This window comes from Facivitalis istanbulensis, from assembly GCF_040560405.1.
GTDB classification, from domain to species: Bacteria; Pseudomonadota; Alphaproteobacteria; order Sphingomonadales; family Sphingomonadaceae; genus Sphingomonas; species Sphingomonas istanbulensis.
Genome location: NZ_JAVSCQ010000001.1, coordinates 161,780 through 185,352 on the forward strand (window position 1 = coordinate 161,780; position 23,573 = coordinate 185,352).

Below are 23,573 nucleotides of genomic sequence, written 5' to 3' on the forward strand. Positions count from 1 at the left end.
AGGTTCGATGAGGCAAGGACCGGGGCCGGGTTGCAATACCCGGTCCCGGTCTTGTCCGGGCGCTTGAATATGGTGCCCGATCGGCCACCGCATGTCCCGCCACCGTCATATTAACCGAAACTTCGCCGTTTTGGGGGACGATTGCTGGGAATGAGTGGGGCGGGTTCGATCAGATTACTGGCGCTGGTGATGGCGCTGTTGACGGTCGCCTGGCCGTTCGGGACCGCGCTTGCGCAGGCGGGCCTGCCGGTCCGCACCTGTATCCGCCCGATTCAGCCCGGCGACAACGCCCGCGCGATGTTCGCGGCGGTCCGGGGCTTCGATTGCAGCCGCGATCAGTCCTCCTATGGCGAGGGCGATTTCTGGGTCCTGTCGCAACCATTGCCGCCATTGCCCGGCGCCCCCAATGAACGCCTCAGCATCAGCTTCGCCAGCACCTGGCAGAACGCCACGACCCTCCACATCCTCTATGCCGATGGGCGGATCCGCAGCGTCGCCTTCACCAGCGCGACGACGTCGCGCTATCTGCTGCTGGGGGCGGTGATCGCGGTCCCGCTCCCCCGCGACAAGGTCCGGCCGGTGCAGGTGCTGTGGGAAGCCAGGGGCGCGGCCAATATGCGCGGTGTCGTTCGCGGTGCCCGGATCGAGCATTATGCCGACATATTGGCGATCGAGTCGTCGCTGGGGCTGCTATACGGAATCATCATGGGGATGGTGGTGGCGCTGGGCCTCTACAATCTCGCGCTCTGGCCCGCGCTGCGCCAGCCGCTCCAGCCGGTCTATTGCCTGTTGCTGTTCTTCATCACCGGCTATGCCCTGTGCTCATCGGGGTTGATCGGCCAGTGGCTGCCCTGGCTCGACAATAACGAACGCCATCGCTGGAACGCGATCATGCTGGGCGGGACCGCGCTCACCATCGTGATCTTCGCGCGCTATTTCTTCGAGCCGGCGGTATTTCGCGGCTGGCTCGACAAGCTGGCCCTCGCCACCTTCCTCATCCTGGCCATTCCCAATCTGGCCTTCGCGCTGCTCGCTCCGCTGTGGATTCGCGAGATCGACCTGGTCATCGTCATGGGCTTCGCGGTGCTGCTCGTCTTTCTCGTCACAGTGATGATTCACGCCTGGCGGTTGCGGAGCAATTTCCTCTGGGTCTTTGCGATCGGATGGGGAATGCCGATCGCCTTTGCGATGCTGCGCGTGCTGAACGCCTTGCACCTGATCGCCTGGCGGCCGTGGCTGGACCAGTCGACCGTGTTGTCGATGGGCGTCGAAGCGATGGTCGCCGGCCTGGGCGTCGCCTACCGCATCTATCTGCTCAGCCGCGACCGCGACCTGGCGCGCGCCGACGAGCGTGTCGCGCGGCGGCTGGCCGATACCGATTCGCTGACCGGCCTGTTCAACCGCCGCGCCTTTCTGGACCAGGCGATCGGGCGTAGCGGGCCGCAGACGCTGATCCTGGCCGATATCGATCATTTCAAGCGGATCAACGACACGCTCGGCCATGACGGCGGCGACGAGGTGCTGCGGCTGTTCGCACGGGCGCTGACCGACGCGGTGCCCCCGGACATGTTGATCGCGCGCATCGGCGGCGAGGAGTTCGCGCTGCTTGCCGATGCCGATCGCGCGATCGATGCCGAGGCGCTGCTCGCCCGGTTGCGCCGCGCGCGCTATCCCTCCGGCCTGGCGATCACCGCCAGCCTGGGCCTGTGTACCGGGCCGATGGACGACGAAGCCGACTGGCACCGCCTGTACCGGGAAGCCGACCAGGCGCTGTTCGCCGCGAAGGATGGCGGGCGCGACCGGGCGTGCTGGGGCGTCACCATCGACGCCGAGGTCAAACTCCACCCCCTGCCCCGCCGCCCCCTTGCCCCGCGCCCGGTCTCGCCGTAGCATCGGGCGCTTGGGAGAGGGCGGACGTTGCGCGAACGACGGATCATGATGGGGATAGCGGTGCTGGCGCTGACGACGCTGGCCTATCGGCATCCGACCGCCGATATCCGCCTCATCACGCATGACCTGACCGACCAGTCGCCGCGCCGGGTACAGGCCGCCATAGACCTGGGGCTGTTCGGCGTCTCGATCCTGTACACCTGGACCGTCAACCGGCTGCGCTGACGGCGCATTTCGCCTGCCGTCCCGCGCTGATCGCGCGACCCGCCTTGCGTCCCCGTCGAGCGTGCCGCATAGCGAGTCCATGGATACGCCCATCGAAGAACTCACGTTCGAGGACGCCCTCAAGGAGTTGGAGAGGATCGTCGGCCGGCTGGAAAGCGGCGAAGCGACGCTCGACGAATCGATTCGCCTCTATGAGCGCGGCGATCGTCTGCGCCAGCGTTGCGCCGAGCGACTCGACGCCGCACAGGCGCGGATCGAAGCCATCCGCCTCGACGCCGAAGGCAAGGCCGCGGGCACCCGCCCGTTCCAGGCCGGTTGAGCGTGGCCACAACCACGCTGGACCTGCGCGCGGCGCTGGACGAAGTCGCGCGCGATGTCGATTCCCGCCTCGCCATATTGCTGGCCGATCCGGGCGACCCGCGCACCTCGCTCTATGCCGCGATGCGCCATGCCGCGATCGGCGGTGGCAAGCGGCTGCGCCCCCTGCTGGTCTTCGCCACCGCGCGGCTGTTCGACGTGGACCGCACATGCACCGGCTGGGTCGCGACCGCGCTGGAAGCCATTCACGTCTATTCGCTGATCCATGACGACCTGCCCGCGATGGACGATGACGATATGCGCCGCGGCAAGCCGACCGTCCACAAGGCGTTCGACGAAGCCACGGCGATCCTGGCGGGCGACTGCCTGCACGCGCTGGCCTTCGAGATTCTGGCGAGTCCCTCGACGCATCCCGACCCCTTTGTCCGGTCCGAACTGATCCTAGACCTCGCCCGCGCCTCCGGGCCCAGCGGGATGGCGGGCGGCCAGATGATGGATCTGGAGGCCGAGCGGCAGGTGTTCGACCTGCCCACCGTCACCCGGCTTCAGCAGATGAAGACCGGCGCGCTGATCTGCGCCGCGGTCGAGGCGGGCGCGATCCTCGGCCGCGTTGCCCCCGAGGGACGCACCCATTTGCGCGGCTATGCGCATGACCTGGGCCTCGCCTTCCAGATCGCCGACGACCTGCTGGATGCCGAGGGCGAGGAGGCGATCGCGGGCAAGCGGCTGCGCAAGGATAAGGAGGCGGGCAAGGCGACCTTCCTAAGCCTGCTCGGCGTCGAACGCGCGCGCGAGCAGTGCCGGATGCTGGTCAACCAGGCGATCGAGCATCTGCGCGACTATGGCCCCGAGGCCGATCTGCTGCGCGCCATCGCCGCCTATGTCGTGGAACGTGACCGATGACCCGGATCGGCGTCTATCCCGGCACGTTCGACCCCGTGACGCTCGGGCATATGGACATCATCCGGCGCGGCGCGAAGCTGGTCGACAGGCTGGTCATCGGGGTTACGACAAACCCGTCCAAATCGCCGATGTTCACGCTGGACGAGCGCATGGAGATGGTCCGACGCGAGGTGGCCGACGTCGCGGGCGAGATCCATGTCGTGGCGTTCGATTCGCTGCTGATGGACTTTGCCGAACGCGAAGGCGCGAAGGTGATCGTCCGGGGCCTGCGCGCGGTCGCCGATTTCGAATATGAATATCAGATGGCGGGGATGAACCAGCAGATCAATCCGCGCGTCGAAACCGTCTTCCTGATGGCCGATGTCGCCCTGCAACCGATCGCCAGCCGCCTGGTCAAGGAAATCGCGATCTATGGCGGGGACATCAGCAAATTCGTGACCCCCACCGTTCGTGCCGATGTGGTGGCGCGGGTGGACAGGATCGGCCGCCGGGGCAGCTAACGCCCGGCCCCGCAGGTCGACAGGCGGCAGCGAAAGCGGAGCAGGGACCTTCTCTGTTCCACGCGCCTCGCCCATGCGCCGGGCCTGCCGCGACGGCGTCCGGGGCATGCTGCTCCGCCCCGTACAGGTTCAGTTTGGCGCAAGGGGCGATTTGCTCTACAGCCACCCCATTCCCTTCCTTGTCGATAGAGATGTGATGCGCGTTCTCGCCGCTCTTGCCATGATGATGGCCAGCCTGATCGCCGTTCCGGCCCAGGCCAATCCCCAGTCCAAGACCCAGAATCCCGCCAAGGTGGCACAGGTGCTGGACGACAATGTGGCGGGTCGTCCGACCCCGCCACCGATCACCGACAAGGAGAATCTCTGGCTGCTCGACCTGTCGACCGGCGGGCGCGTGACCATCTGGCTGCGCCCCGATGTCGCGCCCAAGATGGTCGAGCGGATCAAGACGCTGACGCGCCGTCATTTCTATGACGGGCTGTCCTTTCACCGCGTGATCGACGGCTTCATGGCGCAGGGCGGCGATCCCAAGGGCGACGGCACCGGCGGGTCGGACCTGCCCAACGTCCCCGCCGAGTTCAACTATCTGCCGCATGTGCGCGGGTCCGTCGCCGCCGCGCGCGCCGAAGATCCGAACAGCGCCAACAGCCAGTTCTACATCGTCTTCCAGCCGCGCTTCGCGCTCGACAAGAAATACACCGTCTTCGGCCGCGTGCTGAACGGGATGCAATATGTCGATGCGATCGAGCGGGGCGAGCCGCCGGTCAATCCCAGCCGGATCATCCATGCCTATATCGCGGCGGACAATCCCCCCGCCTATGTCCCGCTCGCGCCCGTCGCCACGCCCGATCTGGGCGCGCCCGTGACCCTGCCCGGTGCCGCGTCGCCCAAGCCGCGCGCGGCTCCGGCGCGGCACCCGGCGGCGGCTCCGGCCAAGAAGGCGGCAACGGCCACCAAGTGAACGTCGACCTTTTCGATTTCGCGCTGCCGCCCGAGCGGATCGCGCTCTATCCCGCCGTCCCGCGCGACTCCGCGCGGATGCTGGTCCTCGACGGTGCCGCCACCCGCGACCAGCGGGTGAGCGACCTGCCGCATGCTCTGCGCGCGGGCGACCTGCTGGTCTTCAACGACACCCGCGTCATTCCCGCCCAGTTGCAGGGGACGCGCGGCGAGGCGAGGATCGGCGCGACGCTGCACAAGCGCGAGGGGGCACGCCGCTGGCGCGCCTTCATCCGCAATGCCAAGCGCCTGCACGAGGGCGATGTCATCGATTTCGGCGTGGACGTCCGCGCGACCGCCAGCGACCGGGCCGAGGATGGCAGCTTCGCCCTCGACTTTGCGGGGGACGAGCCGGTCGAACTGCTTCTCGAAAGGGCGGGCACCATGCCCCTGCCCCCCTATATCGCGCAGAAGCGCGGCGTGACCGAACAGGACTCCGCCGACTATCAGACGATGTTCGCGAACGAGCCCGGTGCGGTCGCCGCACCGACGGCGGCATTGCACTTCACGCCCGATCTGCTGGCGTCGCTGGCGGCGGCGGGGATCGAGCATGCGACGCTGACGCTGCATGTCGGCGCGGGCACCTTCCTTCCGGTCAAGGCGGACGACACCGCCGATCACAAGATGCATGCCGAATGGGGCCGGATCGATACCGCAACCGCCGACCGGCTGAACGCGGTCCGCGCGCGCGGCGGGCGGGTGATCGCGGTCGGGACCACCTCGCTGCGGCTGATCGAAAGCGCGGCCGGCGAGGATGGCCTGATCCGCCCGTTCGAGGGGGACACGGCGATCTTCATCACGCCGGGCTATCGCTTTCGCGGGATCGACGGGTTGATGACCAATTTCCACCTGCCGCGCTCGACCCTGTTCATGCTGGTCTCGGCGCTGATGGGGCTGGACCGGATGCAGGCCGCCTATGCCCATGCGATCGCGCAAGGCTATCGCTTCTACAGCTATGGCGACGGCTCGCTGCTGCTGCCGGAGCGGGCGGCATGATGGGGCTGGCGCTGCTGCTGATGCAGGCGGCGACGGCGCAGGCGGATCAGGGCGCGAACGATACGGTCACCGTCGTCGCGCGCCCGACCCCCTTCGCGCAGACGCCCGCGACCATGGTGGTCGAGCCTGTGGCGATGATGATCGCCACGCTCGACGCCGATGGCGACGGCAAGACCAGCCGGGCAGAGATGGAGACGGGGCTGAAGCGCAGCTTCGACGCGATCGACACCACGCATCAGGGATCGATCGGCTATCTCCAGTTCGCCGACTGGGCCGAACGCTGGCTGGGCGACCGCAATGCGCTGCCCAGCCCGTTCGACGTCGACAGGAACAACGACAACCGCATCACCCTGGCCGAGTTGCAGGCGCATTTCTCGCGCCTGTTCTCACGCTTCGACCGCGACCATGACGGCGCGATCAGCCGGCCCGAGGCGCTAACCATCCGTACCATCCCCGTCGACGCCAATGGCCCGACCGGACCGCTGGCCCCCAAGGGCGAGCGTCGCAGAGACCGAAAATGACCGCCCGCTTCTCCCCCCCTCGTTTCTCCTTCGCCATCCACGCCACCGACGGCCGCGCCCGCACCGGCACCATCACCATGAAGCGCGGCGAGATCCGCACCCCCGCCTTCATGCCCGTCGGCACCGCCGCCACCGTCAAGGCGATGAAGCCCGGCGACGTGCGCGCGAGCGGCGCGGACATCATCCTGGGCAACACCTATCACCTGATGCTGCGCCCCGGTGCGGAGCGGGTGGCGCGGCTGGGCGGGCTGCACGGCTTCATGGGCTGGGACCGGCCGATCCTGACCGACTCGGGCGGCTATCAGGTGATGAGCCTGGCCGACCTGACCAAGCGCTCGGAGGACGGCGTTTCGTTCAAGAGCCATCTCGACGGCACCCGCCATCTGCTCAGCCCCGAACGCTCGATCGAGATCCAGCGGCTGCTCGGATCGAACATCGTCATGGCGTTCGACGAACTGGTCCCCACCACGTCCACGCGCGAGGTGCAGGCCGCCGCGATGGAACGCTCGATGCGCTGGGCCCGGCGCAGCCGCGACGCCTTCAACGCGGGTGGGCAGCATGCCGAGGACAATGCGATCTTCGGCATCCAGCAGGGCGCGCTGGATGAAGGGTTCCGCAAATCTTCCGCCGACGCGCTGATCGATATCGGCTTCGACGGCTATGCCATCGGCGGCCTCGCGGTCGGCGAGGGGCAGGAGGCGATGTTCGGTTGCCTCGATTTCGCGCCCGGCCAGTTGCCCGCCGACAAGCCGCGCTACCTGATGGGCGTCGGCAAGCCGACCGATATCGTCGGCGCGGTCGAGCGCGGGGTCGACATGTTCGACTGCGTGCTGCCGACCCGCTCGGGGCGGACGGGGCAGGCGTTCACGCGGCACGGCCCGATCAACATCCGCAACGCGCGCTTCGCCGAGGATCAGGGGCCGCTCGATCCCGCCTGTGGCTGCCCGGTCTGCGCGACATACAGCCGCGCCTATCTCCACCATCTGGTGCGCGCGGGCGAAATCCTGGGCGCGATGCTGATGACCGAGCATAATATCTGGTTCTACCAGCAGATGATGGCCGATCTGCGCGCCGCGATCGGCGAAGGACGCCTGACAGCCTTTGCAGACGACTTCCGCGCGCGCTACGCTGGGGGCGAATAAAGGGTCGAGTAGGAGAGTAACATGACCGATCACAGCAAGGACGTCCCCAACGAGATCCTCGCCGCCGCCAAGGAGGCCAAGGAACACGCCGTCGCCGCCGCCGAGGCGACCGCCGGGTCGGTGAAGGAAAAGACCCGCAACTGGCCGCTCGGCAAGATCGGGCTGGGCGTCGGCATCGGGTCGGCCGCGATCGCCGCGGCCGTCCTGTACGGCAAGCGCGACAAGTCCAAATAATCCGTATCCAATAAAGAGGGTTTTCATGCGCCTTTTCCGTGCCGCGCTCCTGCTCGGCGTCGCCGCCGCCCTTCCCGCGCTGGCCGGGGCGCAAGCCGCGCCGCCCCATGTCGCAGGGGACGCGCGCACGGAAAGCGTGAAGCCCATCGATTTCACGACGCGCACGCTGGCCAACGGCCTGCGCGTCTATGCCATTCGCGACACGACGACGCCCAATGTCTCGGTCCAGGTCTGGTATGATGTCGGCTCGAAGGACGATCCCAAAGGCCGCTCGGGCTTTGCCCATATGTTCGAGCATCTGATGTTCAAGGCGACGCGCAACCTCGTCCCCGAACAGATGGATCGCCTGACCGAGGATGTCGGCGGCTACAACAACGCGTCCACCGCCGACGACTATACCAATTATTTCGAGGTGGTGCCCGCCAACCATCTGCAACGCCTGTTGTTCGCCGAGGCGGACCGGATGGCGGCGCTGGTCGTCGAGCCCAAGAGCTTCGCCAGCGAGCGCGACGTGGTGAAGGAGGAGTTGCGCCAGCGCACCCTTGCCCAGCCCTATGGCAAGCTGTTCTCCATCTATTACCCCAAGCTCGCCTATTCGGTGCATCCCTATGCGCGGCCGGGGATCGGCAGCCTGGAGGAACTGGAATCGGCCGGCATCGACGATGTCCGCGCCTTCCACGCCACCTATTATCGGCCGGACAATGCGGTGCTGGTGGTGTCGGGCAATTTCGATCCCGCGCAGCTCGACCGCTGGGTCGATGACTATTTCGCCGGGATCAAGCGCCCCGCCAATCCGATTCCGCGCGTGACGGTGCAGGAGCCCGAACGGACCCAGGCCGTGACGCGCACCGTCTATGAGCCCAATACGCCGCTCCCGGCCGTCCTCATCAGCTATCACATCCCGCCCGAACGGAGCGCGGACACGCCGGCGCTGATGGTGCTGAACGCGATCCTGTCGGCGGGCGAAAGCTCGCGGCTATACGCGGACCTCGTCTATCGCGACCAGCTGGCGCAGTCCGCCTCGACCTTCCTCGACACCAAGCAGGCCACGGGCAATCTGGTCGCCTATGCGATGCTGGCCAGCGGCAAGACCGCGCTCGAGGGCGAAACGGCGCTCCGGCGCGAGATGGCGCGGCTGCGCGACACGCCGGTCACCGCCGTCGAACTGGCCGAGGCGAAGAACGAACTGCTGACCAGCGCGCTCAAGCAGCGCGAAACGGCGGAGGGCAAGGCCAGCCTGATCGCCAACGGCGTCATCATCGATGGCGATCCCCATGCCGCCGACCGCCAGATCGCCGCGGTCCAGGCGGTCACGATCGCCGATGTGCAACGCGTGGCGCGCGCCTATCTGAAGGATCAGCAGAGCGCGACGATCCGCTATCTGCCCGACAGCGCCCGCCCGGCCGATCGCCGCGAACCGCCGATCACCCTCGCCCCGACGGTGCGGATGGCCGCGCTGACCCCGCCCGCCGATATCCCGGTCGTCACCCCCGCGCCCGAGGGGCAGCGGATCCTGCCCCCCGCCCCCGGCCCGGCCATCGCCCCGACCCTGCCCCGGCCGGTGACGGTGACGCTGCCGAACGGCCTACGCGTCGTCACGGTCGAGCGGCACGAGCTGCCGCTGGTGACGGCGTCGCTGGTGGCGCTGGGCGGGGCCGCGACCGATCCCGCGGGCAAGGCGGGCGCGAGCAGCCTGTCGGCCGAGCTGATGACCAAGGGCACCACGACCCGGTCCGCGACGCAGATCGCGCGCGCGGTCGAAAGCCTGGGCGGGTCGATCGCCAGCAGCGCCAGCAATGACGGATCGAGCATCGACCTGACCGTGCCGGCGGGTCAGGCCGACACGGCGATGACCATCCTGGCCGACGTCGCGATGCATCCGACCTTCGCCCAGGGCGAGATCGACCGTGCACGGGCGCAGTCGATCGACGGCCTGAACGTCGCGATGAAGGACCCCGCGCAATTGTCGGCCATGGTCGCCAACCGGGTGGTCTATGGCGCGCGCGCTTATGGTCAGCCCTTGTCGGGCACGCCCGATTCGCTGCGCAAGCTGACCCGAGCCGACCTTGCCGCCGCCTATGCGCGAAGCTGGCAGCCGGGACAGGCGACGCTGTTGCTGGTGGGCGATGTCACCCCGGCACAGGCCCGGATTCTGGCCGAACGGCATCTGGGCGGCTGGCGCAGCACGGGGGCCATGGCGTCCAGCACGACCAGGTCGGCCGAACCCGCTTTCCCGGCACCGCGCGTGATCGTCGTCGACATGCCCGATGCCGGTCAGGCGGGCGTCGTCGTCGCGCGCCCCGGCATCCGCCGCGCCGATGATCGCTATTATCCGCTCCAGGTGGCGAATACCGTGCTGGGCGGGGGCTTTTCCTCGCGCCTGAACCAGGAAATCCGCATCAAGCGCGGGCTCGCCTATGGCGCGGGCAGTTCGGTGCTGGCGGCGCGCGACATCGGCCTGATCTCCGCGCGGACCCAGACCAAGAATCCCTCTGCCGCCGAGGTGGTCGATCTGATCGAGGCCGAGATGCGCAAGCTGGGAACCGCGCCCGTCCCGGCCGAGGAACTGGCGACCCGGCAGGCCGTGCTGGTCGGCGGCTTCGGCCGCACGATCGAGACGACCGACGGCGTGGCGGACATCCTGGCCAGCTACACGCTCCAGGGCGTGCCGCTGGAGGAACTGGGCCGCTATATCCCGCACGTCCAGGCGGTCGATCCGATGGCGGTGCAGCGTGTCGCGGCGTCCGAACTCGATCCGAACGCGGCGAGCATCGTGGTGGTCGGGGACGCCAGGCAGTTCCTGCCCGCGCTGCGCCAGGCCCATCCACAGGTGGAGGTCATCCCGGCGACGCAGGTCCATCTCGATACGCCCGGACTGAAATAGCGCCGTCGCGTCCTCGTCACGGCCTGCACCGCGCGGCGTCCCGGTTCGGGACGCCGCGACGGGCTGACGCGAAATCCTTAACCCTGTCGGCTCTATTGGTCCGGCAGAGCGGAAGCGATGAGGGGACAGCGCGCGTTGCGGGTGGCGAAGCGGACGGTACGACGGATGGTGCAGGTCTGGCTGGCATTGCTGGGCCTGATGCTGGCGTTCGGCCTGTTCCTTGCCGCGCGCGGGACCGTGCATCATGCCCCGACCGCCCCGGCAATGGTCCCGAGCCGGACCGCGAAGGCGCCTGTTCCTGCGCCCGCCGATGCGCTGGCCGCCCGCGACGGCAGCACGGGCACGGTGGCGCTTCCGGCGCTGCCCATCCCGCCCGGCGCGGGTGAGAGCGACGGCGGCCCGGTGGCGGCCCGTCCCTTTCAATGGGGCGCGGCCAGTGCGATCGACCGCGCCCGCGCGATGCAGTGCCTGACCGCAGCCATTTATTATGAAGCGGGCGGCGAGAGCGTCGACGGACAGCGCGCCGTCGCGCAGGTGGTGCTGAACCGTGTTCGCCATCCCGCCTTTCCCGCCAGCGTCTGCGGCGTGGTCTATCAGGGCGTGGCGCGGGCGCGGTGCCAGTTCAGCTTCGCCTGTGACGGCGCGCAATCGCGCACGCCCGCGATCGCCGGCTGGTCGCAGGCGGCCCGGATCGCGGCGGCGGCGCTGGCGGGCCGCGTCTATGCGCCGGTCGGCCTCGCCACCCATTATCACAGCTTCGCCGTCGTCCCCGCCTGGAACCGCGCGATGGTGATGACCGACATGGTCGGTGCCCATCTTTTCCATCGCTGGAAGGGCTATTGGGGGACCGCCGCCGCGATGGACCGACGCTATGCCGGGGGCGAAACCGCGCCGCCGCCGGTCACGGCGATCGTCACCCCGGAGGCGACGATGCTCCCCATCCCCGCCCCCGGCGCGACGCCCCTGCTCGTGTCGACCCAACCCGTGCCGCGCCAGCTTCTCGCGACGCCGACTCCGGTGACGGCACCCGCTATCAGCGACCGCCTGGCACGGTCGGGCGAGATACTCGACAAATGGAAGGACAGCGGCCGCCCGATCGTGCACCTCGGCGACCCTCGCCCAGCCGAAACGGGTGCGGCGCAGAATCCGCCGCGTTAGTCACGACCATCCTCACTGGGGCGGGTGGAAGCCCCGGCCGGCAATACCCGAAGCGGCAGGCGACCGGCCCCGATTTCCGCCATCGATCTCAGCGCGAACCTACCGACAGCGGACATTCCCCCGGTCGATCGCACGCCCGGCCAGCGCACCACCCGCCGCGCCCAGCAGCGTGCCGAGCGTCTGCGACCCGCCCGAGGTGACTGCCGCGCCCAGCGCGCCACCCGCGATGCCGCCGACGATCAGACCGGTCGTGCCGTCATTGCGCCGGCAATAATAACGACCGTCCTGGCCGACATAGACGCGGTCGTTGCGGCTCAGGCGACGTTCGCGATAGCGCGGATTGTCGTCATAATAGCGATCGGCATAATAACCGCCATAAGCGGGATCGGGTCGGTTATAGTCATAGGCGTAGCGCGGGCGACCAAAGCCGCCGCCATAACCGTCGTCATAGGTCGAGCATCCCGACACCAGTGTCGCGGCCGCGACCATGCCGGTTGTCCATCCACGCATCGCATCCTCTCTCCAGAGTGATGGGACGAAATCGCTTCCGGCGGGCAAAGGTTGCGCCGGTCGGCGGAAAGCGACGAGCCGTCAACCGGGAGGATCAGGCGAGGGATGCCCGAAAGCGGCAAGGACCATCGACCGGCCGATGCGACGCCGCACTCCGACCAGCGCCCGCCGCCGCGCTTCGCCCGGCCTGTCCTGCCGGGATCGCCGCCGCCCTCCTATTCCGCCGCCTGGGCCTGCCCCCTGTCCAGCAACGGCTTCAGATATTTTCCGGTAAAGCTGCGCGGCTCGCGCGCGACGACTTCGGGGGTTCCGGCCGCAACGACCTCGCCCCCCTTCACGCCGCCTTCCGGTCCCATGTCGATGATCCAGTCCGCAGTCTTGATGACGTCGAGATTATGCTCGATCACCACCACCGTATTGCCCTGTTCGACCAGCGCGTGCAGCACTTCGAGCAGCTTGCGCACATCCTCGAAATGCAGGCCGGTGGTCGGCTCGTCGAGAATATAGAGCGTGTTGCCCGTCGCCCGGCGCGCCAGTTCCTTGGCGAGCTTCACCCGTTGCGCCTCGCCGCCCGACAGGGTCGTCGCCTGCTGCCCGACCTTGACGTAGCCGAGGCCCACCTCGACCAGCATCGCCATCTTGTCGCGGATCGGCGGCACCGCCTTGAAGAATTCGGCCGCGTCCTCGACCGTCATGTCGAGCACATCGGCGATCGAATGGCCCTTGAACTTCACCTCCAGCGTCTCGCGATTGTAGCGCGCGCCGTGGCATACGTCGCAGGTCACATAGACGTCGGGCAGGAAGTGCATCTCGATCTTGAGCACGCCATCGCCCTGGCACGCCTCGCACCGGCCGCCTTTGACGTTGAAGCTGAACCGGCCGGGCTTGTAGCCGCGCGCCTGCGCCTCGGGCAGCCCGGCGAACCAGTCGCGAATCTGGGTGAAGGCACCCGTATAGGTCGCCGGGTTCGACCGAGGTGTGCGGCCGATCGGTGACTGGTCGATGTCGATCACCTTGTCGAGATGCTCGAGCCCGGTGATCTTCTCATGCTTGCCCGCCAGAATCCGCGCGCCGTTCAGCGTGCGCGCGGCGGCGGCATAGAGCGTGTCGATGGTAAAGCTCGACTTGCCCGATCCCGACACGCCGGTGATGCAGGTGAAGGTGCCCAGCGGAATGCTGGCCGTCACGCCCTGAAGGTTGTTCGCCACCGCCTTATGCACGGTCAGCGTCTTGCCCGAGCCCTTGCGGCGCTTGGGCGGCACGGCGATGGCCCGCGTGCCGTTGAGGTAATCGGCGGTCACGCTGGTCTTGGACTTGAGCAACTGCTTGAGCGTGCCGTGCGCGACGATCTGGCCGCCATGCACGCCCGCGCCCGGCCCCATGTCGATGACATAGTCGGCGGTGCGGATCGCATCCTCGTCATGCTCGACCACCAGCACGGTGTTGCCCAGGTCGCGCAGCCGCCGCAGCGTCGCCAGCAACATGTCGTTGTCGCGCTGGTGAAGGCCGATCGACGGCTCGTCCAGCACGTACAACACACCCGACAGGCCCGAGCCGATCTGCGACGCCAAACGGATACGCTGGCTCTCGCCCCCCGACAGCGTGCCCGAGGTTCGGTCGAGATTGAGGTAATCGAGCCCGACATTGTTGAGAAAGCCCAGCCGCTCGACAATCTCCTTCAGGATCGGACCGGCGATCGCCCGCTGCTGGTCGGTCAGATGGTCGGGAAGTCCGGTGAAGAAGGCCAGCGCATCGACCACCGACAGGCGCGTCGCATAGGAAATGTCGCGCATCGCGATCTTGACCGCCAGCGCCTCGGGCTTGAGCCGCGCGCCGTGGCAGACTTCGCAGGGCTGCGACGACTGGTAGTTGGACAGTTCCTCGCGCATCCAGGCGCTCTCGGTCTGGAGCATCCGGCGGTTGAGATTGCCGATGACGCCCTCGAACGGCTTCTTGACATCATAGGACTTCTTGCCGTCGACGAAGGTCAGCGTGACGGCCTTCCCCTTGCTGCCATGCAGGATCAGGTCGCGAACCTTGGGCTCCAGATCCTTCCACGGCGTCTCCAGCGCAAAGCCGAACTCGCGCGCCAGGCTTCCCAACACCTGCATATAATAGGGGCTGGGCGGGTTGGACTTGGCCCAGGGCACGACCGCGCCCTTCTTGATCGACAGGTCGTGATTGGGGACCACCAGGTCTTCGTCGAAGATCAGCTTCTCGCCCAGACCGTCACAGGCCGGGCACGCCCCCTGCGGCGCATTGAACGAGAAGAGACGCGGTTCGATCTCCGAAATGGTGAAGCCGGAGATCGGGCAGGCGAACTTCTCGGAAAACACGATGCGCCCATCGGGGGCGTTGTCGCCCAGCACTGCCGATTTGGGCGTGTGCGGCGTGTATTCGTCCTTGGCGGGATCGGCGGGATCGACATAGGCGAGCCCGTCGGCCAGCTTCAGCGCGGTCTCGAAGCTGTCGGCGAGGCGCGTCGCGATATCCTCGCGCACCACAAGGCGATCGACCACCACCTCGATATCGTGCTTGAACTTCTTGTCGAGCGCGGGGGCCTCGTCGATCTCGTAGAGTTGGCCGTCGATGCGGACGCGGGTGAAGCCCGCCTTCTGCCACTCGGCCATTTCCTTGCGATATTCGCCCTTGCGCCCGCGCACCACGGGGGCGAGCAGATACAGCCGCGTCCCCTCGGGCAGCGTCATCACCCGGTCGACCATCTGGCTGACCGTCTGCGCCGCGATCGGCTCGCCGGTCGCCGGGGAATAGGGAATGCCGACCCGCGCCCAGAGCAGGCGCATATAGTCGTAGATCTCGGTGACGGTCGCCACGGTCGAGCGCGGGTTGCGGCTGGTCGTCTTCTGCTCGATCGAGATAGCAGGCGACAGCCCCTCGATATGGTCGACGTCCGGCTTCTGCATCATCTCCAGGAACTGGCGCGCATAAGCCGACAGCGACTCGACATAGCGACGCTGCCCCTCGGCATAGATGGTGTCGAACGCCAGCGACGATTTGCCCGATCCCGACAGGCCGGTGATGACCGTCAACGTGTCACGGGGAATGTCGATATCGACATCCTTGAGATTATGCTCGCGCGCGCCGCGGACGGAAATCTTGGTCAGCATGAAGCAGGTTCTACTTCTGTTCCGGGAGAAAGGCCAGAGGCGAGATAGGAATGGGACAGGCCGGTTTCGAGGGGAGGCTCCGGCCGCCGGGATCGAAAAGGCGCGGCTTGCGGTAACGTCGGACACGCCCCCAGGATCCCGGCACGGCGCGGGGACTTGGCAACCACGACGCGATCCTTGATGCAATATCATATACTCTTTGGGGGAGCATTATGTTCGTGTCGAAGACCCTGCATTTGTCGGCGCTGCTGCTGTTTGCCGCAACGGGCGCCGCCGCACCCGTCGCCGCGCAAAAGGCCGAGAAGACCGAGACCAAGACGACCACCGAGGCCAAGGACGAGGATAATAAGCGCCCGCCCCTGCCCGCCGACCGGACGATCGCCCAGACCACGCGGATCGGCGGCCGTACCCTCAGCTACAAGGCGACCGTGGGCAATATCCCGGTGCGCGACGCCAAGGGCAAGGAGATCGGGCAGGTCGTCTACACCGCCTATACCGTGCCCGGCGGCGATGTGCGGCGGCCCGTCACCTTCGCGTTCAACGGCGGTCCGGGCGCAGCCTCGGTCTATCTGAACCTCGGCGCGGTCGGCCCCAAGCGAGTGCCGTTCGGCGCGCAGGGCGATGCCCCCTCCGACTCGCCGGTCGCCACCGACAATCCCAATAGCTGGCTGGATTTCACCGACCTGGTCTTCATCGACCCGATCGGCACCGGCTTCAGCCGTAGCCTGGTGGACGAGGACGAAACCAAGAAGGCCTTCTACGCCAACGACCCCGACATCAAATATCTGTCCAAGGTCGTTTATGACTGGCTGGTCAAGGAAGGCCGGTTGCGCTCGCCCAAATATATCATGGGCGAAAGCTATGGCGGCTATCGCGCGCCGCGCATCGCCTATGAACTGCAATCGCAGATCGGCGTGGGCGTCAACGGGCTGGTGATGGTGTCGCCCTATCTCGACCCCGCCTCGGGTGACGACGCCACTGCGCTTTCGCCCCTGCCCTGGATGATCGACCTGCCCTCGATGGCGGCGGCGCAGTTCGAGCGGCAGGGCAAGCTGACCCCCGATGCCATGGCGGGGGTCGAGGCCTATGCGCGCGGCGATTATTTGCGCGACCTGATGCGCGGCCGATCGGATACGCAGGCCGTCGACCGGATCGTGACGCGCGTGACCGAGTTGACCGGGCTCGACCCCGCGCTGGTCCGCAAGCTGGGCGGGCGCGTCGACACCCGCACCTATCTGCGCGAGATCCATCGCAATGATTCGACGATCGGCAGCATCTATGATTCGAACGTCACCGCCTTCGACCCCTTCCCCTGGTCGTCACAGCAAAAGTCCAACGATCCGTTGCTCGACTCGCTGATCGCCCCGACGACCAGCGCGATGGTCGATTTCGTCACGCGCGAGGTGGGGTGGAAGACCGACGCGCGCTATCATGCGCTGTCCTATGAGGTGAACGGTGCCTGGGATCGCGGCAAGCCCGACGACACCCCCGTCACCGACCTACGCAAGGCGATCGCCAACGATCCGAAGATGAAGGTCATGATCGTGCATGGCTGGGACGACCTGTCCTGTCCCTATTTCGCCTCGCGGCTGATCGTCGACCAGATGCCCAGCTATGGCGTGGCGCAGCGGGTGCATCTGAACGTCTATCCGGGCGGGCACATGTTCTACAGCCGATCGGACAGCGGCGCCGCGTTCCGGCGCGATGCGATGGCGATGTACGGCCAGAATTGATCCGTGGTCACTCCGTCGCCGGCCGAACCGGGACCGACGCCGGCGTTACAGGGGCGATCAGCCGATGTGGTGGCGTGCCGCGCCGATCCGCGCTAGACGCCAAACCGTATACGAAACGGAGCGATTGATATGGCATCGATGATCGGCGGCTCGACGGCGGAGCGGGAATTGGCGGCGCTGACGCCCTGGGCCAACCCCGCCCCGGTCATCGAAACGGCGGAGCGGATGCGGCGGCTGGACCGCGCGCGCGTGCTGATGGCCGGGATCGGCGCGGACATGCTGCTGATCGGAGCAGGCGCGTCGCTGCGCTACTTCACCGGTGTCGCCTGGGGCGCGACCGAGCGGCTGGTGGCGATGCTGCTGCCAGTGGCGGGCGATCCGATCTTCATCTGCCCCGGTTTCGAGCTGGGCTCGTTCGAGGCGAGCCTGGGCATCGCGGCGCGCGACGTCCGCCTGTGGGAAGAGGATGAGAGCCCCTCGGCGCTGGTCGCCGACGCGCTCCGGGCGGCGGGGGCCAGGACGCTTGCCATCGATCCGGCGATGGCGTTCCTGTTCGTCGACCGCATCCGCGCCGATGCGCCGGACGTGCGGCTCATCAGCGGCGCGGCGGTCGTCGATGGCTGTCGCGCGATCAAGTCGCCCGCCGAGATCGCGCTGATGCAGCAGGCGATGGACATCACGCTGGAGGTGCATCGCCGCGCCGCGCGCATCCTGCATGAGGGGATTCGCGCGTCGGAGGTCATCCGTTTCATCGACGCCGCGCACCGGGCGCTTGGCGCGTCGACCGGCAACTATTTCTGCGCGGTGCAGTTCGGCCGCTCGACCGCCTTCCCGCATGGCCTCCCGCAGGATGACGTGCTGCGCGACGGGGATGTGGTGCTGGTCGATACCGGCACGCTGATCGACGGCTATCATTCGGACATCACCCGCACCTATGCGTTCGGCGATGTCGGCGACGAGGTCCGCCGGATCTGGGACATCGAAAAGGAAGCCCAGGCCGCCGCCTTTGCCGCCGTGCGGCCGGGCGCGCCGTGCGAATCGGTGGATCGGGCAGCGCGCACGGTCCTGGAAAAGGCCGGGCTAGGGCCCGATTATCGCCTGCCCGGCCTGCCGCATCGCACCGGCCACGGCATCGGCCTGTCGATCCATGAGCCCGCCTATCTGGTCCGCGGCGACAGGACGCCGCTGGCCCCCGGCATGTGCTTCTCCAACGAGCCGATGATCGTCATCCCCGATCGGTTCGGCGTGCGGCTGGAGGATCATTTCCATGTGACCGAAACCGGCGCGGCGTGGTTCACCGAGCCGCAGCCCGCGATCGACGATCTGGGCTGATCGGCTCTCCGCCCATCCGGGAGGGCGTCAACCGGCGGCGCGGCGGCCGACCAGTTCGGCGAGATGCGAATGCAGCGCCGCCGCATTCGCCGCCCAGCTGAAATCGCGCACCGCCGCGCGCACCGCATAGGGATCGGGCGGCTGGTGCAGCAATTCGCCGATCGCAGCGGCGAAGGCCTGGGGGTCGGCCTCGGCGATGCGGCCGGCGGCGCGCGAGGTGACGACATCGCCCGCGCCACCCGCCGGGGTGATGACGATCGGCGTGCCGCAGGCCAGCGCCTCGACCCAGGCATTGGCCAGCCCCTCGGAAACGGACGCCAGCGCCATGACGTCCGCCGCCCCCAGCAGCGCGGGCAGATCGGCATGCGCCACGCCGCCGGTCAGCCGCACCCGGTCGGCGATCCCCAGCCGCTGGGCGCGCGCGGCCAGCGCCTCGCGCTCCGGTCCTTCCCCGACGATCATCAGCGTGACGCCAGGCAGGCGCGCCACCGCCTCGACCACCACATGATGGCCCTTCCGCGGAATCAGCGCGCCCAGCGACACGACCAGCGGCCCGGCCACGCCCAGCGCCGCCTTGGCCGCATCACGATCGATCGGCTGGAACCGCGTTTGGTCGACGCCGGTATGATGGACCCGGATGCGCGACCGCGCGACACCCAGCGCCGCGACGTCACGCGCCATCGCGTCACTGACCGCCAACAGGCCATCGGCGCACTCGGCCGCCCTGGCGACCTGCCGCCGCGTGGCGGATGCGCGCCCCCACAAATGAATGTCCGCCCCGCGCGCCTTGACCGATACCGGCACGCCGTAGCGCCGCCCCAGCGGCACCGCCGCCGGACCGTCGGGAAAGAAGAAGGATGCGTCGATCACGTCGAACGGCTGTTCGGCATGGAGCCGGTCGAGACAGGGACGCAGGGCATGCATCAGCGCGGACACATGAAACCGTCCCGCCGTGCCGGGCAGCGTGACGAAGCGCGGGCGCGATACGTCCAGCCCGTGCCAGTCCTCCCGCTCGGGCAGCGCCGCCTGCGCCCGGAAGCGGGGGCTCCCCGCCAGCGGCCATATGGGCAGGCCGATCGGCGCCGCGACCCGCACCGACACCCCCGGCCGCTGCGCCAGCGCCGCCGTCTGCCGCTCGACGAAAATACCGAAATTGGGCCGCGTAGCGTCGGGGAACAGGCTGGACAGGGTCAGGACATGCATCATCCGCTTTTCCAATCCCCGTCCGCCATTTCGGCCCGTATCTCGGGTTCTCTCCGTAACCGCCCCGGACCGTGATCGCCATGATGATTCATCGCGATGATGCACCATCCAAGGTCCGGCCTTGTGATGTCGCGACCCGTCATGGCAGCGTAAGATTATCGAATCATCATCGATACGTCATCGAATCGTTCATGCGCCGGACAGTTCGACACGGACACGAGGTGAACGGCCGGATGCTGTCATCCGGGTCTGGAAGGGGTTTGCATGACACGGTTGGGACAAATTGGCGCGCTCCTGGCGTTGGCCGGTATGCTGGCGGGGTGCGGTGACGGCGGCAGTGGCCAGATCGCATCGGGCGGTGGCGGCGGCGGCGGTTCGTCGGGCGGGACGACCGCCGGAGCCGGTTGCACGCTGCGCGACCGGCAGAACTGGGTGATGGCCCAGATGAACGAATGGTATCTCTTCCCCGAAACCCTGCCGTCCAATCTCGACCCCAGTCTCTATACCACCGTCAGCGACTATATCGACGCGCTGACCGCGACCGCGCGTGCCCAGCGCAAGGACCGCTATTTCACGCACATCACCTCCATCCAGCAGGAAAATGCCTATTATAATTCGGGTTCGGAGGCCGGATTCGGCTTTCGCCTGACCACCGATTCGACCCAGACCAGGCTGATGGTCGCCGAGTCCTTCGAAAGCAGCGTCGCGCTGGCCGCCGGGATCGATCGCGGTACCGAGATTCAGGGGATCGGCACCTCCGCCTCCGACATCCGCTCGATCTCCGACATCGTGCGCGCCGACCAGAATAACGGGATCGAGAATGCGCTCGGCCCGGAGACGGCGGGGACCACCCGCGTGCTGCGCATCGCCGATCCGTCGGGCAATGTGCGCAATGTCACGCTGACCAAGGCCAGCTACACGATCCAGCCGGTGTCGCCCAATTACGGCGCACAGGTGATCGTCGATGGCGGCCAGCGCTATGGCTATATCAACTTGCGCACCTTCATCGGCACCGCCGATCCGCAACTGCGCACCGCCTTCGCCACCTTCAAGCAGCAGGGCATCACCCAGGTGATCGTCGACCTGCGCTATAATGGCGGCGGCGCAGGGAGCATCGCCGACCTGTTCAACAACCTGCTCGGCGGCGCGCGCCAGACCTCGGACGTGCTGGGCTATCTGACGCTGCGTGCCAGCAAGTCGTCGCAGAACCAGACCGACTATTTCGCGCCGCAGCCCGAATCGATCGCACCGACCCGAATCGCCTTTATCGGCACCGGCGGCACCGCCTCGGCCAGCGAATTGGTCATCAACCGCAGCCTGCCCTATATGGGATCGAACAGCGGCCTGATCGGCGCCAACACCTATGGCAAGCCGGTAGGCCAGATCGGGCTCGACAACGCGGCCTGCGACGATCGGCTGCGCGTGATCGCCGTTGCGACCCAGAACGCCGATCGCCAGGGCGATTATTATGACGGCCTGGCCAGCCGGATGAGCGCTACCTGCCAGGCGGGCGACGACCTGACCCGGCGCATGGGCGACCCGCAGGAGAGCTCGACCCGCGCGGCGCTCAACTTCCTGCAGGGCAAGAGCTGTACGCCGATCCGCGTATCGTCGTTCAGCGCGCAGTCGACGGGCGACGGGTCGCGCAAGCTGGTCCAGCCGCGCAATCCCTCGCCGGCCCAGCGCGACGTACCGGGATTGTTCTGACCGGCGCGGCCTGTTCGGACGGGTTCAAGCCGCCCGCGCGTGTGGTCTCCTTGCCGCCCCCTCCTGCCCGAACGATCCGGCGGAGGGGGGCAGCAAGGTCGTCCCGCTTACAGCCGCTGCGTCCCCGCATAGGCGAACAGCGCGTCGCCATCCGCCGACAGCATGACCGTCTCGCGGCCGGTCACGGTCAGGCACTGGCCCGCCTTGAACGCGACACCGGCCACCTCGCCCGTGCCGGTGATCGGGATCAGCCACGCGGTCCGCCCCTCCGGCAGCGCCACCGCATGATCGCCCGCCGCCCAGCGTTCCAGGACGAATTTGGGCCCCTCGACCAGGATATCGCGCCCCTCGCCTGCCCGCCCCGGCGACACGATCGGCCGGTACGGCTCGAGATGCGCGACATCGACACCGTCCTCCAGATGCAGTTCACGGTCGCTGCCATAGTCATAAAGGCGATAGGTGGTTTCGCTGTTCTGCTGCACCTCGATCACGGTCAGGCCCGCGCCGATCGCGTGGATGGTGCCCGACGGCGCGTAGAAGAAATCGCCCTCCTTGACCGACACCCAGTCCAGATCCCCCTCGATCGAACCGTCCCGGGCATCGGCGCGCAGTTGATCCTTGGTCATCACCGCCTTGGGGCCCAGGGCGATGGTCGAATCGGGCTCGGCGGTCAGGATCGTCCAGCATTCGTCCTTGCCGCGGGGCAGCCCCCGCGCCTGCGCCTGTTCGTCATCGGGATGGACCTGCACCGACAGCTTCTCGCTGGTGAACAGATATTTGATGAGCAGGTCGGGCGAGGTGTCGCCCGGCTCCTGGAACCAGACCTCGCCGATCGGCGCGTCACCGGGCGCCGCATCCTCGAAGCCGGGATACAGCGTGTGGCGGCCCCAGGGCTTTTCGACGCGGTGGGTGTGGAGCAGCGTGGCGGGCATGGGTCAGTCTTCCTTCCGATCAGGCGACGGTTCAACCGTCCGGGCGATGGGCTGTTCCGCCGCGTCTCGCCCCGAACGCGGCCCATGCCGCGACGGCTCACCCGCGGCAAGCGCGCAGTACTCATCCCGGCGACGATCCCGGCACGGGGCCGACGATCGCCATGACACGCCTCCGGTCCCGCCCCCTGTCACAGTGCATGTCACGCTGTTGCGCGGGGGGACTGTTCCCGGCCCGCGCGCTGCGCTAAGGACATCCGCGATGCGTATCCCCCGTTCTCGTGCGCTGTCGCTGGCGCTGATCGCCGCTCTGGCCCTTCCGATCGCGGGATGCGCCCGCAACCGCACCCGTACCGACCTGCCTTATGTCGCGCGCGACGTGGGCACGCTGTATACGGCCGCCAAGAAGCGGCTGGATCAGGGCCGCTACAAGGAAGCGGCCTTGCTGTTCGACGAGGTCGAGCGACAGCATCCCTATTCCGTCTGGGCCCGCCGCGCGCAGTTGATGAGCGCGTTCAGCTATTATCTGGGCCGCGAATATACCCAGTCGATCCAGTCGGCGCAGCGTTTCATCGCGGTCCATCCCGGCAATCGCGATGCCCCCTATGCCTATTATCTGATCGCGCTCGGCTATTATGAGCAGATCCAGGACGTCACCCGCGACCAGAAGATCACCCGCCAGGCGCTGGACGCGCTGGGCGAGCTGATGCGCCGCTATCCCAACAGCCGCTATGCCGCCGATGCGCGGTTGAAGGTCGATCTGGTCAACGATCACCTCGCGGGCAAGGAGATGGAGATCGGCCGCTTCTACGAGGACCGGCACCAGTGGCTGGCCGCGTCGATGCGCTTCCGCACCGTGGTCGACAAGTTCCAGACGACCAGCCACACGCCCGAGGCGCTGATGCGCCTGACCGAGGCCTATCTGGCGCTGGGCGTGCGCGAGGAGGCGGAGCGGTCCGCCGCCGTGCTGGGTGCCAATTATCCGGGCAGCGACTGGTATAACCGCGCCTATAAGCTGATGCGCCAATATCCGGTCCAGCAGATCGCACCGATCCAGCCGGGGCAGCCGGTGGTGCCGGTCGGCACGCCGGGTTCGGTCAATACCGGCCTGCCCGGCCAGGAAGGCACCGCCATCCCCAATGCGGCCGCACCGGGCCGACCGACGCCGACCGGCAACAACAGCTCGCCCACCGGCTGAACCCCACCGGCCGGACCAAGCCGATCCGCCCGCGCGACCTTCGGGGTGGCGCGGGCGCGGTTC

The 23,573-nt window shown here is 67.7% G+C and carries 20 protein-coding genes; 16 read left to right on the top strand and 4 right to left on the bottom strand.

All coding sequences use genetic code 11. The features are described from left to right. Positions 1–150 precede the first annotated feature (150 nt). The 12 genes from RN629_RS00835 (at position 151) to RN629_RS00890 (ending at position 11,770) form a co-directional block, all read left to right on the top strand. A complete protein-coding gene (locus tag RN629_RS00835; RefSeq protein ID WP_407033370.1) occupies positions 151–1,890 on the top strand; it encodes a sensor domain-containing diguanylate cyclase in 1,740 nt (579 codons plus the stop codon). Between the two features lie 45 nt (positions 1,891–1,935). Next, complete coding sequence (locus RN629_RS00840) at positions 1,936–2,115, top strand: hypothetical protein (protein WP_407033371.1); 180 nt, start codon at positions 1,936–1,938, stop codon at positions 2,113–2,115. A 79-nt stretch (positions 2,116–2,194) separates the two neighbouring features. Then, positions 2,195–2,434 carry an exodeoxyribonuclease VII small subunit gene (locus RN629_RS00845; RefSeq protein ID WP_007406073.1) on the top strand — a complete coding sequence of 80 codons (240 nt, stop codon included), beginning with the start codon at positions 2,195–2,197 and terminating at the stop codon, positions 2,432–2,434. A 2-nt stretch (positions 2,435–2,436) separates the two neighbouring features. Further along, entirely contained in the window at positions 2,437–3,336 is a 900-nt protein-coding gene (locus RN629_RS00850; protein WP_407033372.1) for a polyprenyl synthetase family protein, read from the top strand. After that, a complete protein-coding gene (gene coaD / locus RN629_RS00855; protein ID WP_407033373.1) occupies positions 3,333–3,836 on the top strand; it encodes a pantetheine-phosphate adenylyltransferase in 504 nt (167 codons plus the stop codon). The genes RN629_RS00850 and coaD overlap by 4 nt, the downstream gene beginning before the upstream one ends. A 196-nt stretch (positions 3,837–4,032) precedes the next feature. After that, on the top strand, positions 4,033–4,797 hold the full coding sequence (locus RN629_RS00860) for a peptidylprolyl isomerase (RefSeq protein WP_407033374.1): 765 nt from the start codon (positions 4,033–4,035) through the stop codon (positions 4,795–4,797). Beyond that, the gene (gene queA / locus RN629_RS00865) at positions 4,794–5,831 is read left to right on the top strand and encodes a tRNA preQ1(34) S-adenosylmethionine ribosyltransferase-isomerase QueA (protein WP_407033375.1); all 1,038 of its coding nucleotides are present in this window, start codon (positions 4,794–4,796) and stop codon (positions 5,829–5,831) included. Before RN629_RS00860 ends, queA begins: the two co-directional genes overlap by 4 nt. Then, positions 5,828–6,352 carry an EF-hand domain-containing protein gene (locus RN629_RS00870; RefSeq protein ID WP_407033376.1) on the top strand — a complete coding sequence of 175 codons (525 nt, stop codon included), beginning with the start codon at positions 5,828–5,830 and terminating at the stop codon, positions 6,350–6,352. The genes queA and RN629_RS00870 overlap by 4 nt, the downstream gene beginning before the upstream one ends. Beyond that, positions 6,349–7,494, top strand: a complete 1,146-nt coding sequence (gene tgt / locus RN629_RS00875) for a tRNA guanosine(34) transglycosylase Tgt (RefSeq protein WP_407033377.1) — start codon at positions 6,349–6,351, stop codon at positions 7,492–7,494. Before RN629_RS00870 ends, tgt begins: the two co-directional genes overlap by 4 nt. Positions 7,495–7,515: 21 nt before the next feature. Further along, complete coding sequence (locus RN629_RS00880) at positions 7,516–7,728, top strand: hypothetical protein (protein WP_407033378.1); 213 nt, start codon at positions 7,516–7,518, stop codon at positions 7,726–7,728. Positions 7,729–7,753: 25 nt separating this feature from the next. Then, complete coding sequence (locus tag RN629_RS00885; RefSeq protein WP_407033379.1) at positions 7,754–10,612, top strand: M16 family metallopeptidase; 2,859 nt, start codon at positions 7,754–7,756, stop codon at positions 10,610–10,612. Between the two features lie 117 nt (positions 10,613–10,729). Next, on the top strand, positions 10,730–11,770 hold the full coding sequence (locus RN629_RS00890; RefSeq protein ID WP_407033380.1) for a cell wall hydrolase: 1,041 nt from the start codon (positions 10,730–10,732) through the stop codon (positions 11,768–11,770). A gap of 99 nt (positions 11,771–11,869) precedes the next feature. On the opposite strand, the gene RN629_RS00895 is transcribed toward RN629_RS00890, so the two are convergent. Then, complete coding sequence (locus RN629_RS00895; protein ID WP_407033381.1) at positions 11,870–12,280, bottom strand: glycine zipper 2TM domain-containing protein; 411 nt, start codon at positions 12,278–12,280, stop codon at positions 11,870–11,872. A 215-nt stretch (positions 12,281–12,495) separates the two neighbouring features. Beyond that, on the bottom strand, positions 12,496–15,408 hold the full coding sequence (gene uvrA, locus RN629_RS00900; RefSeq protein WP_407033382.1) for an excinuclease ABC subunit UvrA: 2,913 nt from the start codon (positions 15,406–15,408) through the stop codon (positions 12,496–12,498). Positions 15,409–15,626: 218 nt separating this feature from the next. On the opposite strand from uvrA, the gene RN629_RS00905 reads away from it, so the two are divergent. Together RN629_RS00905 and RN629_RS00910 are read left to right on the top strand one after the other, a co-directional pair. After that, complete coding sequence (locus tag RN629_RS00905) at positions 15,627–17,141, top strand: S10 family peptidase (RefSeq protein ID WP_407033383.1); 1,515 nt, start codon at positions 15,627–15,629, stop codon at positions 17,139–17,141. Between the two features lie 129 nt (positions 17,142–17,270). Continuing rightward, positions 17,271–18,473 (top strand): M24 family metallopeptidase, encoded by a 1,203-nt coding sequence (locus tag RN629_RS00910; protein WP_407033384.1) that lies wholly within the window; start codon positions 17,271–17,273, stop codon positions 18,471–18,473. A 27-nt stretch (positions 18,474–18,500) separates the two neighbouring features. Here the strand turns inward: RN629_RS00910 and RN629_RS00915 are convergent, their stop codons facing one another. Then, positions 18,501–19,679, bottom strand: a complete 1,179-nt coding sequence (locus RN629_RS00915) for a glycosyltransferase (RefSeq protein WP_407033385.1) — start codon at positions 19,677–19,679, stop codon at positions 18,501–18,503. Positions 19,680–19,940: 261 nt separating this feature from the next. Between RN629_RS00915 and RN629_RS00920 the strand changes: the two genes are divergently transcribed. Then, the gene (locus RN629_RS00920) at positions 19,941–21,383 is read left to right on the top strand and encodes a S41 family peptidase (protein ID WP_407033386.1); all 1,443 of its coding nucleotides are present in this window, start codon (positions 19,941–19,943) and stop codon (positions 21,381–21,383) included. Positions 21,384–21,490: 107 nt separating this feature from the next. Here RN629_RS00920 and RN629_RS00925 read toward each other — a convergent pair whose 3' ends face one another. Next, positions 21,491–22,315, bottom strand: coding sequence for a class I mannose-6-phosphate isomerase (locus RN629_RS00925; RefSeq protein WP_407033387.1), 825 nt, complete (start codon positions 22,313–22,315; stop codon positions 21,491–21,493). A gap of 259 nt (positions 22,316–22,574) precedes the next feature. On the opposite strand from RN629_RS00925, the gene RN629_RS00930 reads away from it, so the two are divergent. Further along, the gene (locus RN629_RS00930) at positions 22,575–23,510 is read left to right on the top strand and encodes an outer membrane protein assembly factor BamD (protein ID WP_407033388.1); all 936 of its coding nucleotides are present in this window, start codon (positions 22,575–22,577) and stop codon (positions 23,508–23,510) included. The last annotated feature ends 63 nt before the right edge of the window (positions 23,511–23,573 follow it).

Bases quoted from the DNA above. Each gene is read 5' to 3' on its own strand.
- tgt (WP_407033377.1), top strand. From the start codon at position 6,349: ATGACCGCCCGCTTCTCCCCCCCTCGTTTCTCCTTCGCCATCCACGCC.
- RN629_RS00860 (WP_407033374.1), top strand. From the start codon at position 4,033: ATGCGCGTTCTCGCCGCTCTTGCCATGATGATGGCCAGCCTGATCGCC.
- RN629_RS00915 (WP_407033385.1), bottom strand. From the start codon at position 19,679: ATGATGCATGTCCTGACCCTGTCCAGCCTGTTCCCCGACGCTACGCGG.
- RN629_RS00930 (WP_407033388.1), top strand. From the start codon at position 22,575: ATGCGTATCCCCCGTTCTCGTGCGCTGTCGCTGGCGCTGATCGCCGCT.
- RN629_RS00845 (WP_007406073.1), top strand. From the start codon at position 2,195: ATGGATACGCCCATCGAAGAACTCACGTTCGAGGACGCCCTCAAGGAG.
- RN629_RS00835 (WP_407033370.1), top strand. From the start codon at position 151: ATGAGTGGGGCGGGTTCGATCAGATTACTGGCGCTGGTGATGGCGCTG.
- RN629_RS00925 (WP_407033387.1), bottom strand. From the start codon at position 22,315: ATGCCCGCCACGCTGCTCCACACCCACCGCGTCGAAAAGCCCTGGGGC.
- RN629_RS00840 (WP_407033371.1), top strand. From the start codon at position 1,936: ATGATGGGGATAGCGGTGCTGGCGCTGACGACGCTGGCCTATCGGCAT.
- RN629_RS00890 (WP_407033380.1), top strand. From the start codon at position 10,730: ATGAGGGGACAGCGCGCGTTGCGGGTGGCGAAGCGGACGGTACGACGG.
- RN629_RS00885 (WP_407033379.1), top strand. From the start codon at position 7,754: ATGCGCCTTTTCCGTGCCGCGCTCCTGCTCGGCGTCGCCGCCGCCCTT.
- RN629_RS00910 (WP_407033384.1), top strand. From the start codon at position 17,271: ATGGCATCGATGATCGGCGGCTCGACGGCGGAGCGGGAATTGGCGGCG.
- uvrA (WP_407033382.1), bottom strand. From the start codon at position 15,408: ATGCTGACCAAGATTTCCGTCCGCGGCGCGCGCGAGCATAATCTCAAG.
- RN629_RS00880 (WP_407033378.1), top strand. From the start codon at position 7,516: ATGACCGATCACAGCAAGGACGTCCCCAACGAGATCCTCGCCGCCGCC.
- RN629_RS00895 (WP_407033381.1), bottom strand. From the start codon at position 12,280: ATGCGTGGATGGACAACCGGCATGGTCGCGGCCGCGACACTGGTGTCG.
- RN629_RS00870 (WP_407033376.1), top strand. From the start codon at position 5,828: ATGATGGGGCTGGCGCTGCTGCTGATGCAGGCGGCGACGGCGCAGGCG.
- RN629_RS00920 (WP_407033386.1), top strand. From the start codon at position 19,941: ATGACACGGTTGGGACAAATTGGCGCGCTCCTGGCGTTGGCCGGTATG.
- coaD (WP_407033373.1), top strand. From the start codon at position 3,333: ATGACCCGGATCGGCGTCTATCCCGGCACGTTCGACCCCGTGACGCTC.